The following is a 16438-nucleotide window of genomic DNA, read 5'->3' on the forward strand; positions in this document are numbered from 1 at the left end:
CTCATGCAGTCCATCCGTCACCGCCAACGTTCTTGCTCGCTGTCCTCGCAAGCGCGAATGCGCGGCTTCACCCTGGTCGAGTTGATGGTGGTCATCGTCATCATCGGCCTGCTGGCCACGGTGGTGATGATCAACGTGATGCCCAGCCAGGACCGCGCCATGGTCGAGAAGGCGCGTGCCGACGTGGCGGTGCTGGAGCAGGCGCTGGAGACCTATCGCCTGGACAACCTCAGCTACCCGAGCACCGAACAGGGCCTGCAGGCCTTGCTCAATGCGCCGAGCGGATTGACCCGGCCCGAGCGCTATCGCCAGGGCGGCTACATCCGCCGCCTGCCGGAAGATCCGTGGGGCCACGCATACCAATATCGTCGCCCGGGCCGCAGTGGTGGCTTCGACGTCTACTCGTTCGGTGCCGATGGTGCCGAAGGCGGCGACGCCGACAATGCCGATATCGGCAACTGGCGCTGAGTCGCAACAGTGCTCGCGCAAACGGCCATGGCAAGGCAAGCACGGGCATGTGCGTCGCGGGCGCAGGCGCGCGGCTTCACCCTGCTCGAACTGCTCGCCGTCCTGGTGATCACCGCGCTCGCCAGCACCTTGGTGGTGCTGACCTTGCCCGATACGCGACGCGACCTGCACGACCAGGCCGATGCATTGGCCAGTGCCTTGCTGCATGCACGCGACGAAGCCATCCTGAGCCTGCGCATGGTCGAGGTGACCGTGGATGCAGGTGGCTACAGGTTCCGCCGCCAGGCGCAGCAACGCTGGGTGCCGCTGGATGAAAAACCGTTCGCCGCGATGCGCTGGCCTGCCGGCGTGCAGACGCAGTTGCCGGTGGGCGGGACGCAGTTGAGCGTGCGCTTCGATCCCACCGGTGCGGCCACGCCGCAACGCATCGCGCTGGCCGACGGCCAGCAGCAGCTGCAGGTGGTGGTGGACGCCGCCGGCGTGGTACGGGTCGATGCGCCCCTGCAGTGATCCCCATGCCTGCGCCGGGTTTTCGCTGCTCGAACTGATGGTCGCGCTGGCGATCTTCGGCATGGCCGTGGTTGGCCTGCTGAACCTGTCCGGCGAAAGCACGCGCACCGCGGTGGTGCTGGAAGAGCGCGCCCTGGCTGCGGTGGTTGCGGAGAATCAGGCGATCGACGCGATGCTGGCGCCCACCGCCGCAGCAGTGGCGCCGGCGAACGGGCAGGAAATGCTGGGCGGACGCAGCTGGGACTGGCGGCGTACGTCGATGCCAGCCGGCAGTACCGGCATCGTGCGCATCCAGGTGCAGGTGCGCGCCGCAGCGCAGGCGCAGGAAATCGCCAGCCTCAGCGTCTTGCGGAGCGCCGAATGATGCGTGCACCTCGCAGCGCAGCGGGCAGTTGTGGCAGCGCAGGCTTTACCTTGATCGAACTGCTGGTCGCCCTGGCGGTGTTCGCGCTGGTAGCGGTCGCCGCGGTGGTGGTGATGCGCCAGAGCATCGACCAGCGCGATGCGGTGCGTGCACGTTTGCAGCAGGTCCGCGAGTTCCAGCTTGCACATGGCCTGTTGCGCAGCGACCTGCAGCAGGCCGCAGTGCGGCGCACGCGCAACAGCGAGGGCGGCGCTGCACGCACCGCGTTCGTCGCCAGCCCGCCCGGTGTGCCGGGGCCGCTGTTCGGTTTTGTGCGACGCGGCTGGAGCAACCCGGATCAGGCGCCGCGCGCGTCGCTGCAATACGTGGAATACCGGGTGGTCGATGGACGCCTGGAGCGCAGTGCACGCCCCGCACTCGACGGTGCAGTCGCCGGTCCGCCGCAGGTGGTGTTGCGTGGGGTGCGCTCGGCGGTGGTCGGGTTCCATTATCGCGCGCAGTGGAGCGATGGCTGGAGCGGCGGGCTCGACGCACTGCCGGATGCGATCTCGCTGGAGCTGGACCTGGAGCAATGGGGCCGCGTGCGCCAGTTGTTCCTGCTGCCGGAGGGGCGCGGATGAAGGCCTTGAACGCATGCAGGCAGCAACGTGGTGTCGCACTGCTGACGGTGCTGTTGCTGGTGGCGGTGATGACGTTGCTGATGGTCGCAGTGCTGGACGATCTGCGCTTTGGCCTGCGCCGCAGCGGCAACGGCGAGGCAATGACGCAGGCGCAGTGGTATGCGTTGGGCACCGAAACCATCGCCCGGCAACGCCTGCAGGCACTGGCCAGGCGCGACCCGATGCGCACCACGCTGGAGGGTGGCTGGAACGATCAACCGGTGACCTTCCCGCTGGACGACGGCGCAGTGAGCGTGCGGCTGCGCGACCGCGGCGGCTGCTTCAATCTCAACAGCGTGGTCGCCGGTGCGCCCGAGCAATGGCAGCGCAGCGACGACGGCGCAGCGCAGTACCGCGCCTTGCTGGAGGTGCTGGGCATCGCACCGCAACAGGCGCAGGCGCTGACCGATGCGCTGGTGGACTGGATCGACAGCGATAGCCAGCCCGGTGCGCAGGGCGCCGAAGACGATCGCTACCTGCAAGCGGCAGTGCCGTTGCGCAGCGGGGCGACCCTGCTGGCGGGCGTCAGCGAGCTGCGTGCCATCGCCGGCTACACGCCGCAGGTGATCGCGCAGCTGCGGCCGCACGTGTGCGCACTGCCGGAGGCGCGGCTGTCGCCGGTCAACATCAATACGTTGCGTCTGCAGGATGCGCCGGTGCTGGTGGCGCTGACCGGAGGCGCCCTGGAATTGCCGGCCGCGCGCCGCGTCATCGCCGCGCGGCCGGCCGGCGGATGGCGCGACGTCAAAACCTTCCTGAGCCAGCCAGCGCTGATCCAGGCCGAGCTTTCCAATGCAGTGCTGGAACAGATCGAATTACGCACCCGTTATTTTTCCCTCTACAGCCAGGTCGACCATGCAGGCGCGCAGGTCGTGCTGGACGCCTTGCTGCAGCAGGATCCTGCCGGGCGCGTGCGGCTGGTGGCGCGCCAATGGAGTTCCGACGAATGAGTACCACCTTGCTGTTGCTGCCCGCCGATGCCACCGCGCACGCGATCACCGTGCGTGTGGACGCGCATGGCCAGGTGCTGTCGCAGCGTGTGGCCAGCGCGCCGTATGAACCGTCCGCACGCACAGTGCTGGTGGTGCCGGGCGTGGATGTGCATCTGCGCTGGCTGAGCCTGCCCGGCCGCAGCATCGCGCAGTCGGTCGCGGCCGCGCGCCTGCAACTGGCCGAACATCTGGCGGTGGAGACGCCGGCCCTGCATGTGGTGATCGCCGATCGCAACGAGGCCGATGGCACGCGCCTGGCCGCTGCGGTGGATGGCGCAACGATGCAGCAGTGGTTGGCGCGCGCAGCACAGCTGGGCGTCGTCCCCGATGCGGTGGTGCCCGATTGCCTGTTGCTGGAGCCCGGCGCGGACGCTGCGGCGGCAGTGGTGGACTGGGACGGTCGCTGGCTGATTCGCGGCGCAGGCCTGGCCTGCAGCCTGGAGCCGGAGGCTGCGCGCATGCTGCTGCGCGAGCGCGCGCCAGCACAGCCACCAGCGCACGACACCGCGCACGCCATTGCCTGCCTTGCGCAAGGCGCCACGCGCGCACCGATCAACCTGCTGCAACACGCGTTCGCTGCGAGGCCGGCTGCTGCGCGCACGGTCACTGCGCGCCGTCTTGCGGCGCTGGCCGCACTGGTACTGCTGTCGCCGCTGGTGCTGGTGCTGGCGCAGACACTGCGCTACGAAATCGGCGCGCGCCTGCTGCAATCGCGCGCCGCCGCGCAGTTGGGCGTGCGCGATGCAGCGGCGGTGCCGGCCGCGCTGCAGGCACGCCGGCACACCGGGGCAGCGGCCGATCGCCTGGCCATGCAGCTCGGCGACTTGTTCGCAGCGGTCGATGCCATGCCGGCGGCGGAACTGGATCAGATCGACTACCACGCCACACAGCCGCTGCGCGGCACCCTGCTGCATGCCGATGGCGCCAGCCTGCAACAGTTGTCCACGCGGCTGGCCGGGGAGGGGTGGCAACTGCAGCCCGGCAGCAGCCAGGGCGAGGACGATCGCCTGCGAACGCCGTTCGTGCTGGAGCCATTGCGATGACTGCACCTGTGCAACGCGGCATGCAATGGTGGCAGGCACGTGCGCCGCGCGAGCGGCTGATGCTGGGCGTGATGTGCGCCGCCGTAGCCGCGTTCGTCGCCTGGTACGCGCTCTACACCCCGTTGCGGCACTGGCGTGCCCAGGCGCAGGCGCGCTATGCCGCTGCGGCGCAGCTGGTGCTCGACGCATCTGCGCAGGCATCGGCGAGCAGGCGCGCGGCTGCTCCTGGTGCGGCGGCACTGAACGAGCTCATCGCAAGCAGCGCACGCGATGCCGGTGTCGGCATCACCGCCCAGCAGCGCAACGCAGCGGGCGGGGTGGACGTGCAGATCGATGCGGTCAGCGCCGCCAGCTTGTTCGGCTGGCTAGAGCGGCTGCGCCAGGCGCATGGCGTGGCGCCGACGCAGCTGAGCATCGTGCGCGACCAGGGCCAACTGCGGGTACGCTGCGGGTTTGCGGAGCCTGCACAGTGACGCGCCTGCGTTGGACCCTGGTCTTTCTGTTGATGGTGGGCATTGCGCTGCTGGCATGGCTGCCCCTGCGCCTGGTATTGCCACGCGAGGGCTTGCCGTTCTCGGCGCTGGATGTGGAGGGGCCGGTATGGGCAGGCACCTTGCGGCAGGTGCAATGGCAAGGCATCGCTTTCGGCGATGTCATGGTGCGGCCGCGCATCTGGCCGCTGTTGCGTGGACAGCGCCAGGTGCACCTGCAGGCCCCGCAGCTGCAACTGCTGCTGGTGGATGGCGCGCAACACGGTATCGGCGATGCGCAGGGCCAGCTGCTGTTGCGCCAGCCGGCGGGCATGGCCTTGATCGATCTGGCGGTGGAGCTGCAGCAGGTGGATCTGCTGTTCGATGCCACCGGCTGCGTGCAGGCAGGTGGGCGGGTCGGCCTGCAACTGCTGGCGAGCGGGGCGGGCGAGCTGCCCGGTCTGCCGCCGTTGCGCTTGTCCGGGCAGCCGCGGTGCATGGACGACAGCGCCGTGCTGAGCCTGCTGCCCGATGCACCGTTGCCTGCCGGCGTGCAGGCCGATGCACAGCTGCAAGTGTGGCGCGATGGGCGTTGGCAATTGCAGTCACGCATCGATCCGGGGCAGGACGCAGTGTTGGGTGTGGGCCTGCAGTTGCTGGGCTTCGCCGCCACTCCGGAGCGCAGCTTGTTGCGCATCGACCAGGGGCAATTGCGCTAGGACTGCTGTTACGCGCGGCGCGGCGAGAAATCTGTCGCCTGCACCATTAGCGTGCATGCCCGGAGGCTGGTGTCTTCATCGCGGCCGCTGCGAAGGCACAGTTCATTGATCCGTTGACAACGTTGTCGGCGTAGGACCCTGCGTAGTCATTGCGCCAGTTGCTGGGTTGCTTCGATAAGGCAGAAGTGCTGCTTCCGATACACGGGAGCGTGCGGTATGGAGTGTGATCCAGCCCGCAACGCTTGCGCTGCGGCCCACACATTCCGGACCCGCCGGAATTGGTCTGGTTACCGGGGATTGGTCAGCGACTGGTCCTGTGACAACGATGCCCGCCACGCACCCAAATGATCCTTTGTGCACCGTCGAAGGTCTTGAAAAGCAGGGCTCAGATGCGTTCGCAGCCGCCGGTCAAACACTTTCGGCAGTGACTGTTGACACGATCTTTTAAAGACCATAAGAATCAAATCCACTGAATTGGTATTTGCCAGTCAGGGCCGTTGATCAGCAATGGCATGCGATGTCCGTCCTGGGAGGGAGGCGGCATCGGCACCCACGGGGGGCCGTACGGGGTGCTCGCAGACAACAGATCGCAGGCGGTTCCGCACGTCCGGAACTGGTGGCCTGTGCGCGTGTGGGTGGGTTGCCCAGCGTCGTGATCTGTCTTTGCTGATCGATCGGAATGCCAGCCGCGTCGTCGTCCAGCCATTCCACCTCAGGATCTCCCATGTCACCTGTCCCGCGTGCCTCGTTGCGTTGTTGTTCGCCCTCCTCGCTGTCCGTCGCCATCGCGCTGTCGCTGCTTGCCTGCGGTGCCAGTGCGCAGACGCAACAATCGCCGCCGCCGGCATCGGCGCAGATCTCCCAGCTCGATACCGTCAAGGTCACCAGCTCGTACCAGAAGAGCCTGATCACCGCGATGGACAACAAGCGCGACGATGTGCGCATGACCGATGGCATCTCTGCACAGGACATCGGCAAGTTTCCTGCCGAGAACATCGCCGAGGCGATCCAGCGCATCCCCGGCGTGCAGATCTCCACCATCAACGGGCGCGGCTCCACCATCAGCGTGCGTGGTCTGGGCCCGCAGTATTCGGCCACCACCATCAACGGCCAGGTGATCAAGAGCGCCGACTTCACCGACGGGTTCCGCTACGACATCATCCAGCCGGAAGTGGCCGCCGGGATCGAGGTGATCAAGTCGCCGTCGGCGGACATGGATGCCGGTGGCCTGTCCGGCACGGTCAACATCAACACCACCAAACCGCTGGACTACCAGCAGACCAAGTTGCTGTTCTCGGCCAAGACCCAATATGCAGAGTTCGCCGGTGGCTCGCCCACGCCCAAGGGCGTGCTGACCTATATCGACCAGTTCAAGTTCGGCGGTGGCGATCTGGGCGTGTTCCTCAGTGCCGGCTACCAGAAGCTCAAGGACCGCGCCGATTATCTGTGGATCGACCGCTGGTACACGCAGGACACCGACGCCGGCACCTTGTACATCCCGCGTCGTCCGCGCTATCGCTCGATCGAGCGCGAGACCACGCGCAAGATGTTCAATGGCGGTCTGCAGTGGAAGCCCAACGACCAGCTGGAGATGAACCTCACTGCGCTGTATTCGCAGGACAAGACCGCCAACGACATGAACCAGCTGGTGTACTCGTTCGAGCGCACTCCGCTGACGGTGCTGCAGACCAACGGGTTGACCGCCACGCAGGTGTCGGCATCGGACTACTGGCTGGAGAACAACCGCCAGATCGAACAACACGATCTGTCCACACAGTTGCTCACCTACGACTTCAAATGGAAGGGCGATGCCTGGACGCTCAGTGGCGCGGCCAATTACACCCAGGGCAAGACCGACGAGAACGAACGCGCCGCGATCCTGGGTCGGATCCCCTCGGCGACGCTGCTGGATACCTCCAATCCCGACGCGATCTCGCTGACCACCGATGCCGACGCCACCGATGCCAGCGCCTGGGACAAGCGCAATCTGGTGCGTAGCGAGTACCCCAACGGTTCCATCCAGTCGCTCAGCAACAAGGAATGGTCGCTGCAGCTGGATGCCGAACGGTATCTGGAGCTGGGTGCGTTGAATGCGGTGCGCTTCGGTGCCAAGTACCGCCGCGAAACCTTCGAGCGCGACGTGCGCCGGCGTGACTTCCTGTACCTGCTCAGGACCGGTGCGGTGTCGGGCTTCGACATGTTCCCGGAGCTGTCGGCCGCCAACAGCACGGTGAGCAACTTCCTCGACGGGCAGCTGGCCTCGCAGGACAGCTGGGTCACCCCGGACATCGCGGCCTACGCACGCTCGCTGGCGGCGGCCGGCATCAGCGTGCCGGTGCTGTTCGCACCGCAGAGCAGCTACAGCATCGAGAACGACATTTCCTCGGCCTATGCGATGGCGCGCATCGACACCGACATCGGCAGCATGCGTCTGCGCGGCAACTTTGGCCTGCGCTACGAAAACACCAAGCGCACCACCGACACCTACCTGACCCAGGCGCAGGCCGCCAGCGACGATGCCAATGTGGTGATCGGCACCGCGCGCGCGCCATACGAGTATTCCAACTGGCTGCCCAGCCTGAATCTGGTGCTGGACATGCGCGACGACCTGCTGCTGCGCTTCGCCGCCGCCAAGGTGCTGGTGCGGCCGATCCTGGACAGCAACACCGCCATCGCCTCGACCATCTCCACAGGCACCAATACCGGCGGCACCACCACCTATGTCGTCACCCAGGGCCAGACCGATCTGAAGGCACTGACCGCCGACCAGGCCGACCTGAGCCTGGAGTGGTACTACGGCAACGGTGGCGCGCTGACCGTGGCTGGTTTCTGGAAGAACATCAAGAACGGCACCTTCAACAGCATCGTCTGCCCGGCCGCCTTCAACGGCACCGCGCTGTCCAGCAATGCGGCCGGCGACTGCGTGGACAGTGGCGGCGATATCTACGAGATCACCGCCACCACCAACGACCCGAGCAAGGTCAAGATCCGCGGTTACGAACTGGGCTGGACGCAATCGCTGGATGCCTGGCTGCCGATCGACGGCTTCGGGGTGACCACCAACTTCACCCGGGTGATTCCGCAACGCGATACCGATTTCCAGATCCGCAACCTGTCCGAGCAGACCTGGAACGCCACCGCGTACTGGGAGAGCGCGCATTATTCGGCGCGCGTTTCGCTCAACCATCGCAGCGAGTACGAACAGGACAGCAGCGACAGCTTCTTCGCGCGCGAAGGCCACACCATGAAGGCGCGCACCCAACTGGATGCGGTGCTCGGCTACCAGGTCAACGACAGGCTGAGCTTCCAGCTCGGTGGCTTGAATCTCACCAACCGCACCGAGCAGGCCTACAAGGACATCGCCAGCCGCTGGCAGATGACCGGCGTCACCGGTCGCAGTTACTACTTGTCGATGCAGTGGGACATGCTGTGATGCCGGGCCAGCGAGCACTGCGCCGGCAGGCATCGCTGCGGGTGGCAGCCAGCAGCACAGGCAGCGCCGCAGGCATGATGGATGCATGCCCTGCAGTGGCTGCGCGCGTGGATGCGCGGCATGCGTCACGGAGCGCGCCTGCGGTGCAGGCTGGCGGGCGCCATCATGCGCAGGCGTGAGTTCCTTGCCGGCAGCGTCTGCGCCTCGTCGCTGCTTGGCGTGCCGGCGCTGCTGCCTGGCGCGGCGAACGCTGTAGCGACACGCGCGGGCAGTGGCGGCACGCCGCGTCCCGCGCCACCGCCAGCGGGCACCGATGGCGCAGGCCAGTGGCTGGACCTGGACGAGGGCTGGCGTTTTCATGCCGGCGATCTGCCGCCGCCGCGCCTGCTGGCGCAGGACGAGACTTACGACAACGCCAAGGCCGGCCGCGCCTGGGGCGCAGCGGCGCCGGACTACGACGACACCGGCTGGCGACAGCTGCAACTGCCGCACGACTTCGTGGTGGAGCAGGCGGTGCGCGCCGACGCCAACATCGCGCAGGGCTATCGCCCGCGCGGCATTGCCTGGTACCGGCGCACGCTACGGCTGGACGAGTCCGTGCGCGGCCAGGCGGTGGAACTGCGTCTGGACGGCATCGCCAGCCATGCCACCGTGTGGGTCAACGGCATGCTGATGGCGCGCAGCTGGAGCGGCTACAACGGGCTGGTCATCGATCTCACGCCGGTCGCGCGCTACGGCAATGCCGTGAACAGCATCGCCATCCGCGTCGATGCCGAGGCGATGGACGGCTGGTGGTACGAAGGCGGCGGCATCTACCGGCACACCTGGCTGGTGCTGCGTGCGCCCTTGCATATCGCCGGCGATGGCCTGGCGGCGGTGCCGCGCGAAGGCCCGGGCGATCTCTGGCAGCTGCCGGTGCAACTGGACCTGGTCAACAGCGGCGAACAGCCTGCCGAGGCGTGGGTGGATGTGGCGCTGCGCGACCCAGACGGTGTTGTCGTGGCGAGTGGCGAGACGCAACTGCGCGTGGCTGCATTCGGTACCGTGCAGGCGGCCATCAGCATGTCGGTGCCGCAACCGCAGCGCTGGAGCGTGGACACGCCGGTGCTGTATCGGGTGCAGGCCAGCGTGCGTGGCGCGGACGGCCGCAGCGACCGTGCCGAGTGCGAGATCGGCTTTCGCAGCCTGCGCTTCGATGCCGACCACGGCTTCTTCCTCAATGGCCGCCCGCTCAAGATCAAGGGCGTATGCCTGCATCAGGACCATGCCGGCGTCGGTGTGGCGCTGCCCGATGCCTTGCACGCGTTTCGCCTGCAGCGCTTGAAGTCGATGGGCTGCAATGCCATCCGCCTGCATCACGCGGTGGCACCGGAACTGCTGCAGGCCTGCGACCGGCTCGGCATGCTGGTGATGGCCGAGAACAGGCTGTTCAATCCCGCACCCGAGTATGTGGCGCTGCTGCAGAACATGGTGCGGCGCCAGCGCAACCATCCCAGCGTGTTCCTGTGGTCGCTGCTCAACGAGGAGCCGCTGCAGGGCACCGCCACCGGTTACGCGATCATGGCGCGCGCTGCCAGCGCCGTGCGCGCGCTCGACGACAGCCGCCCGATCACCGCCGGCATGAACGACGGCATGTTCGCCACCCGTGGCGCGGCCGATGTGGTGGACGTGCTCGGCTTCAACTACCGCCAGTTCAACTACGACCGCGTGCATGCGGCGCGGCCGCGCACGCCGATGCTGTCCAGCGAGGACACCAGCGCGTTCCAAACCCGCGGCGCGTGGTTCACCGACCTGGACGCGCACGTGGTGGCCGAAGACGACAGCCTGGCCGCGGACTGGGGCAATACCCACCGCCGCGCCTGGCAGCTGATTGCCGAACGCCCGTTCGTCGCCGGCAGCTTCGTCTGGACCGGCTTCGATTATCGCGGCGAACCCACGCCGTTCGAATGGCCGTCGGTGGGCGCGTTCTTCGGCATCATGGATCAATGCGGATTTGCCAAGGGGGCCTACTGGTTGCGCCGCGCGCTGTGGATCGACGACGCGCCGGTGCTGCACCTGTTGCCGCACTGGAACTGGCCCGGTCGCGAGGGCCGGCCGATCAAGGTGATGGCGTTCTGCAATGCCATGCAGGTGGAGCTGTGGCTCAATGGCCGCTCGCTGGGCAAACAGGCGGTGGATCGCGCGCAGATGAATCAGTGGCAGGTGGCCTATGCGCCGGGTGTGCTCGAAGCGGTGGCCTGGCGCGACGGCCGCGAGGTGGCGCGTACGCGGGTGGAAACCACCGGCGCAGCGGTTGCGCTGCGGCTCACGCCCGACCGCCCCCAGCTGCGCGGCGATGGCCGCGATGCGCAGCCGGTGACATTGGAAGCGGTGGATGCGCAAGGTCGCCACGTGCCCGATTGCAATGCAATGCTGACGCTGCAGATCAGCGGCGGCCGCTTGCTGGGGGTTGGCAATGGCGACCCGAATGCACACGCCGCCGATCAGGGCGTGCAAGTGGCCCTGTTCAACGGGCTGGCGCAGGCGATCGTGCAGGCCGGGCGTGGCGCAGGCGTGTTGCGGCTGCAGGCGCGCAGCGCAGGCGTGCGCGATGCGGTGATCGAGATCGCGTGCGTGGCGGTGCCGCTGCCAGCCACGGTGCCGATCGTGGCGCCGGTGATGGTGGTCGAGAGCTGGCGCCACACCGCCGCCTTCGCGCAGCCGCCGGCACCGGATCTCTCGCGCCGCCCCAACGACAACAACAGCTGGAGCAACACGTTGCCCGGCACCCTGGAAACTGCGCCCGAACGCGCCGGCTACGTGTTGTACCGCACCCGGTTCACGCCGTGGCAGGGCGTGCAGGCCCACGGCGGCATGCTCGACCTGGGCCGCCTCAGCGGGCCGGCGCAGGTGTTTCTGGATGGCCGTGCAGTGACGCAGGCGGCGGCCGGCACACCGATCAAGTTGGCGCTTGCACCCGCGACCGGCGCGCGCACGCTGGCGGTGATCCTGCAGGTCGCTGCGGATCAACCGTTTGGATTCCACGACGTCGTCACCGTGCAGTATCGGAACTCGCCATGATTACCTCATCGTTTTTCCCGTCCGCGCCCGCGCGGCTGTTCGCCGGCACAGTGCTGGGCGCCTTGCTCGCCGTTCCCCTCACCGTGCTGGCTACACCGCCCGCACAGGCGGTGCTGCAACGCCTGATTGGCGCACGCGCCACCCAGTTCGAGATGCGCGTGGCACCGCGCGGCGACGGCGCGGACTGGTATCGCATCGATGCCGGCGGCGACACGGTGCGCATTGCCGGCTCCTCGCAGGTGGCCTTGGCGCGTGGCGCCTACGCTTATCTGGGCCAGGCCGGTGCAGCCTCGATGAGCTGGGAAGGCGACCGCGTGGCGCTGCCGGCGCAATGGCCGGCCTACAGCAGCGGCCAGGTGCGCACGCCGTTTGCGCATCGCGCCTATCTCAACACCTGCACCTACGGCTACACCACGCCGTTCTGGGACTGGCCGCGCTGGCAGCGCGAGATCGACTGGATGGCGTTGCACGGCATCGACATGCCGCTGGCGATGGAAGGGCAGGAGGCGATCTGGCAGGCGCTGTGGCGCGAGTTCGACGTGGGCGATGACGCGCTGGCGGAGTATTTCTCCGGCCCCGCATTCACCCCGTGGCAGCGCATGGGCAATATCGAAGGTTATCGCGCACCGTTGCCGCAGCAATGGATCGACAGCAAGCGCGTGCTGCAGACGCAGATCCTCACCCGCATGCGCGAGCTGGGCATGCAACCGGTGCTGCCGGCGTTTGCCGGCTACGTGCCCAAGGCATTCGCGCAGGCGCATCCCAACGCGCGCATCTACCGCATGCGCGCCTGGGAAGGCTTCCACGAAACCTACTGGCTGGATCCACGCGATCCGTTGTTCGCCCAGGTCGCGCGCCGGTTCCTGGAGCTGTACACGCAGGCCTATGGCGCAGGCGAGTTCTATCTGGCCGACGCCTTCAACGAGATGCTGCCGCCGGTGGCCGACGACGGCAGCGACGTGGCCGCCGCCAAGTACGGCGACAGCATCGCCAACTCTGATGCGGCACGTGCCAAGGCCGTGCCGGCGGCGCAACGCGATGCACGCCTGGCCGAGTACGGGCAGGCCTTGTATCGCTCCATCGCGCAGGTCAATCCGCAGGCCACCTGGGTGATGCAGGGCTGGCTGTTCGGTGCCGACCGCGAGTTCTGGCAACCGCAGGCGATCGCCGCGTTTCTCGGCAAGGTACCCGACGCGCGATTGATGGTGCTGGACATCGGCAACGACCGCTATCCCGGCACCTGGAAGGCGGCGCAGGCCTTCGACAACAAGCAGTGGATCTATGGCTACGTTCACAACTACGGCGCCAGCAATCCGTTGTACGGCGACTTCGCGTTCTATCGACACGATCTGCAGGCCTTGCTGGCCGATCCGGACAAACGCAACCTGCGCGGCTTTGGCGTGTTTCCGGAAGGGCTGCACAGCAACTCGGTGGTTTACGACTATCTCTACGCGCTGGCCTGGGAGGGCCCGCAGCAATCCTGGTCGCAATGGCTCACGCAATACACCCGCGCGCGCTACGGCCGCAGCGATGCGGCCTTGCTGCAGGCCTGGTCGGATCTGGAAGCGGGCATCTACCAGACCCGCTACTGGTCGCCGCGCTGGTGGAACAAGCGCGCCGGCGCGTATCTGCTGTTCAAGCGGCCAACCGCCGACATCGTTGGCTTCGACGACCGCCCCGGCGATCCGCAACGCCTGCGCCGCGCCATCGACGCGTTGCTGCAGCAGGCCGACCGCTATGCCGACGCACCGCTGTACCGTTACGACCTGATCGAAGACGCACGGCATTACCTGAGCCTGCACGCCGACCGTCAATTGCAGGCGGTGGTGCAGGCCTACGACGCCGGCGAGTTCGCACGCGGCGATGCGCTGCTGGCGCGCACCACGCAACTGGTGCAGGGGCTGGATGTACTGGTCGGCGGCCAGCACGAAACCCTGGCCGACTGGACCGGCCAGGCCGCCGCAGCCGCCGGCAACGATGCCGCACTGCGTCGTGCCTATGTCGGCAATGCGCGTGCGCAGGTCAGCATCTGGGGCGGCGACGGCAATCTGGCCGATTACGCGTCCAAGGCATGGCAGGGCATGTACGCGGATTTCTATCTGCAGCGCTGGACGCGCTTTCTCGGCGCATACCGTGCGGCACGCAAGGCGGGCACACCGTTCGACGCAGCGGCAGTCAACGCGCAGCTTACCACGTGGGAGCGCCAATGGGCCGCGCAGGACGAAGTGCCGAAGCGACAGCCACCCCGCGACCCACTGACCTTGCTGCGCGGCTTGCTGGCGCAGGTGGACGCGCATGATGGTTTGCAACGTGCCATGCAACGCAATGTGCAAGGCAGTACGCACAGTGCAACGCAAGGCATTGCCCAAGGCGACGTGCACGGCATGGCGCACGGTGCCATTCGCGGCACCACGCAAGGTACTGCCCAATGAGCAGATCCATATTGCACATCGCGGCCCTCCATGAGCGCTTCCGTACCGAAGCAGCGACACTCGCCACGGGCAGCACGTCTGCAGGCCGCCTCCCCCTGCAGTCGCTGGGCAAGGAACTGCAATGAGCGCACAAACACTCCCTGCTGCAGCTGGCACTGCAACCGCAGCACCCAGGCGCGAACGCTTCCTGTCGCTGGACGTGTTCCGCGGCCTGACCATCTTCCTGATGATCCTGGTCAACACCGCCGGGCCCGGCGCGCAGCCATATGCGCAGCTGACCCACGCGGCCTGGTTCGGCTTCACGCTTGCCGATCTGGTGTTTCCCTCGTTCCTGTTCGCCGTCGGCAGCGCGATGAGTTTTGCGCTGGCCACCGGCACGCCGCACCGGCAGTTCCTCGCCCGCGTGGGCAAGCGCGCCGCGCTGATCGTGATGTGCGGCGTGCTGATGTACTGGTTTCCGTTCTTCCACCCGCAGCCCGATGGTGGATGGGCGTTCACTGCAGTCGATCAACTCCGCCTGACCGGCGTGCTGCAGCGGATCGGCCTGTGCTATCTGCTCGCAGCGCTGCTGGTGCGCTATCTGCCGCCACGCGCTATCGCGCCGGTTTGCGTCGCGCTGCTGCTGGGCTACTGGGCATTGCTGTACGTCTTTGGCGAGCCCGGTGCGGAGCTGAGCAAGACCGGCAACGCCGGCACCCGGCTGGACCTATGGCTGTACGGGCATGCGCATCTGTATCGCAAGGATGGCGGCTTCGACCCCGAGGGCCTGCTTGGCACGCTGTCGGCCACGGTCAACGTGCTGGCCGGCTATCTGGGCGGGCGCTTCCTGCAGCGGCACGGCAAGACCGGTGCCGCCAAGCGCAGCCTGTTGCTGGCGGGCGCGGGGCTGGTGCTGCTGGCGTTGCTCTGGCACCCGGCCTGGCCGCTGTCGAAGAAGCTCTGGAGCGGGTCGTTCGTCGCCTGCACGGTGGGCCTGGATCTGCTGGCGCTGGGCGTCCTGGTCTACCTGCTGGAGTTGCGCGGCTGGAGCGGCGGCAGCGGCTTCTTCACCGTGCTGGGGCGCAACCCGCTGGCGATCTACCTGTTCTCCGAACTGTTCGTGGTGGTGCTGCGGCTGATTCCGGCCGGCAGCTCCGGGCTGGACCTGTACGCCTGGGCCGGCATCCGCGTGTTCCAGACCATCGCGCCGGGCCCGCTCGGGTCGCTGCTGTGCGCGCTGAGCTACACGCTGCTGTGTTGGTGCGTGGGCTGGTGGATGGATCGGCGGCGCTGGTATCTGCGGCTGTGATTGCCCGACCCGGCAACCGGTGACGCAGCCCGGGCGCGGACAGTGCCGCACCGGCTTGGTCATCGGCATGCATCCCGCCCTTGAGCAGCGCGGTGGACACCTGCGTCAGCCAGGCTTGTCATCGCTCCCGACGATCCACAGCCGCTAATGCGCTGCAGGCAAATTGGTACTATATTGGACCTAACGAATCCAAGTCGGTCCGGAGGACAGGCAATGGTCAAACCGAAAACCGAAGCCAGGACGGACACCGACCCCCGGATGGACGCGCTGACGCTGGACGCCTCCGCGCCGACGCCGCTGTATCTGCAACTGGCGAGCAAGCTGGACGAGCAGATCCGCGGCGCGCAGTGGAAGGCCGGCGAAGCGCTGCCGGCCGAGCGCCAGCTGTGCGAGCGGCTGCAGATCTCGCGGGTGACGCTGCGCCAGGCCGTGGACGTGCTGGTCGAACAGGGTTTGGTCTCGCGCCGGCAGGGCGCCGGCACCTTCGTCACCACGCAGATCCAGCACCAGCTCAGCGGCCTGACCAGTTTCAGCGAGACGCTGCGCATCAAGGGCTACGAGCCCGGCACGCGCTGGCTGGAGCGGCGGCTGCGCCCGGCGCATGGCGAAGAGATCCTGCGGCTGGGGCTGTCGCCGGATGCGGCGGTGGCTTCGCTGACCCGCCTGCGCAGCGCCGACGACCGGGTCATGGCCTACGAGCATGCGGTGTTGCCGCAGCGCATCGTCGCCGACCCGCAGCAGATCGGCGATTCGCTCTACAGCTACCTGGATGCGCAGGGCACCCCGGTGGTGCGCGCGCTGCAGTACTTCCGCGCGATCAATCTGCCCGCGCGGCTGGCCGAACACCTGCGCATGAAGACCGGCGAGGCGATCCTGCATGTAGTGCGCGTGGGCTATGCGCGCGACGGCAGCGCGATCGAATTGACCGACACCTATTGCCACAACGATTTCTACGATTTCGTCGCCGAACTGCGTCGCTGATCCAGCGCGGCGCCCCCCA

General features: G+C 67.4%; 13 protein-coding genes. All 13 read left to right on the forward strand.

What is annotated here, in order from left to right; all coding sequences use genetic code 11:
- Positions 1-3: 3 nt before the first annotated feature.
- The 13 genes from gspG to ACCQ04_RS03725 all read left to right on the forward strand — a co-directional run bounded on the left by gspG (position 4) and on the right by ACCQ04_RS03725 (position 16419).
- Complete coding sequence (gene gspG / locus ACCQ04_RS03665) at positions 4-468, forward strand: type II secretion system major pseudopilin GspG (RefSeq protein WP_104609279.1); 465 nt, start codon at positions 4-6, stop codon at positions 466-468.
- Between the two features lie 27 nt (positions 469-495).
- Positions 496-978, forward strand: coding sequence for a GspH/FimT family pseudopilin (locus ACCQ04_RS03670; RefSeq protein WP_054591900.1), 483 nt, complete (start codon positions 496-498; stop codon positions 976-978).
- On the forward strand, positions 962-1342 hold the full coding sequence (gspI, locus tag ACCQ04_RS03675; protein WP_184551420.1) for a type II secretion system minor pseudopilin GspI: 381 nt from the start codon (positions 962-964) through the stop codon (positions 1340-1342). The genes ACCQ04_RS03670 and gspI overlap by 17 nt, the downstream gene beginning before the upstream one ends.
- Positions 1339-1962: a type II secretion system minor pseudopilin GspJ gene (gene gspJ, locus ACCQ04_RS03680; RefSeq protein ID WP_104609280.1), complete on the forward strand. Its 624-nt coding sequence runs from the start codon at positions 1339-1341 to the stop codon at positions 1960-1962. The genes gspI and gspJ overlap by 4 nt, the downstream gene beginning before the upstream one ends.
- A complete protein-coding gene (gspK, locus tag ACCQ04_RS03685; protein ID WP_226426832.1) occupies positions 1959-2951 on the forward strand; it encodes a type II secretion system minor pseudopilin GspK in 993 nt (330 codons plus the stop codon). Before gspJ ends, gspK begins: the two co-directional genes overlap by 4 nt.
- Positions 2948-4036 carry a type II secretion system protein GspL gene (gene gspL, locus ACCQ04_RS03690; RefSeq protein WP_226426831.1) on the forward strand — a complete coding sequence of 363 codons (1089 nt, stop codon included), beginning with the start codon at positions 2948-2950 and terminating at the stop codon, positions 4034-4036. The genes gspK and gspL overlap by 4 nt, the downstream gene beginning before the upstream one ends.
- Complete coding sequence (locus ACCQ04_RS03695; RefSeq protein ID WP_226426830.1) at positions 4033-4509, forward strand: type II secretion system protein M; 477 nt, start codon at positions 4033-4035, stop codon at positions 4507-4509. Before gspL ends, ACCQ04_RS03695 begins: the two co-directional genes overlap by 4 nt.
- 32 nt (positions 4510-4541) lie before the next feature.
- A complete protein-coding gene (gene gspN / locus ACCQ04_RS03700) occupies positions 4542-5225 on the forward strand; it encodes a type II secretion system protein N (protein WP_372358770.1) in 684 nt (227 codons plus the stop codon).
- Between the two features lie 724 nt (positions 5226-5949).
- On the forward strand, positions 5950-8658 hold the full coding sequence (locus tag ACCQ04_RS03705) for a TonB-dependent receptor (RefSeq protein ID WP_226426829.1): 2709 nt from the start codon (positions 5950-5952) through the stop codon (positions 8656-8658).
- Positions 8659-8823: 165 nt separating this feature from the next.
- Positions 8824-11718 (forward strand): beta-galactosidase GalA, encoded by a 2895-nt coding sequence (galA, locus tag ACCQ04_RS03710; RefSeq protein WP_226426828.1) that lies wholly within the window; start codon positions 8824-8826, stop codon positions 11716-11718.
- Positions 11715-14150 (forward strand): alpha-N-acetylglucosaminidase, encoded by a 2436-nt coding sequence (locus tag ACCQ04_RS03715; protein WP_226426827.1) that lies wholly within the window; start codon positions 11715-11717, stop codon positions 14148-14150. Before galA ends, ACCQ04_RS03715 begins: the two co-directional genes overlap by 4 nt.
- Positions 14151-14271: 121 nt before the next feature.
- The gene (locus ACCQ04_RS03720) at positions 14272-15438 is read left to right on the forward strand and encodes an acyltransferase family protein (protein ID WP_226426826.1); all 1167 of its coding nucleotides are present in this window, start codon (positions 14272-14274) and stop codon (positions 15436-15438) included.
- Between the two features lie 258 nt (positions 15439-15696).
- On the forward strand, positions 15697-16419 hold the full coding sequence (locus ACCQ04_RS03725) for a GntR family transcriptional regulator (protein WP_016900882.1): 723 nt from the start codon (positions 15697-15699) through the stop codon (positions 16417-16419).
- The last annotated feature ends 19 nt before the right edge of the window (positions 16420-16438 follow it).

Origin of the sequence: Xanthomonas sp. NCPPB 2866 (assembly GCF_041475745.2) — a bacterium.
In the GTDB taxonomy this organism is placed as follows: domain Bacteria; phylum Pseudomonadota; class Gammaproteobacteria; order Xanthomonadales; family Xanthomonadaceae; genus Xanthomonas; species Xanthomonas arboricola.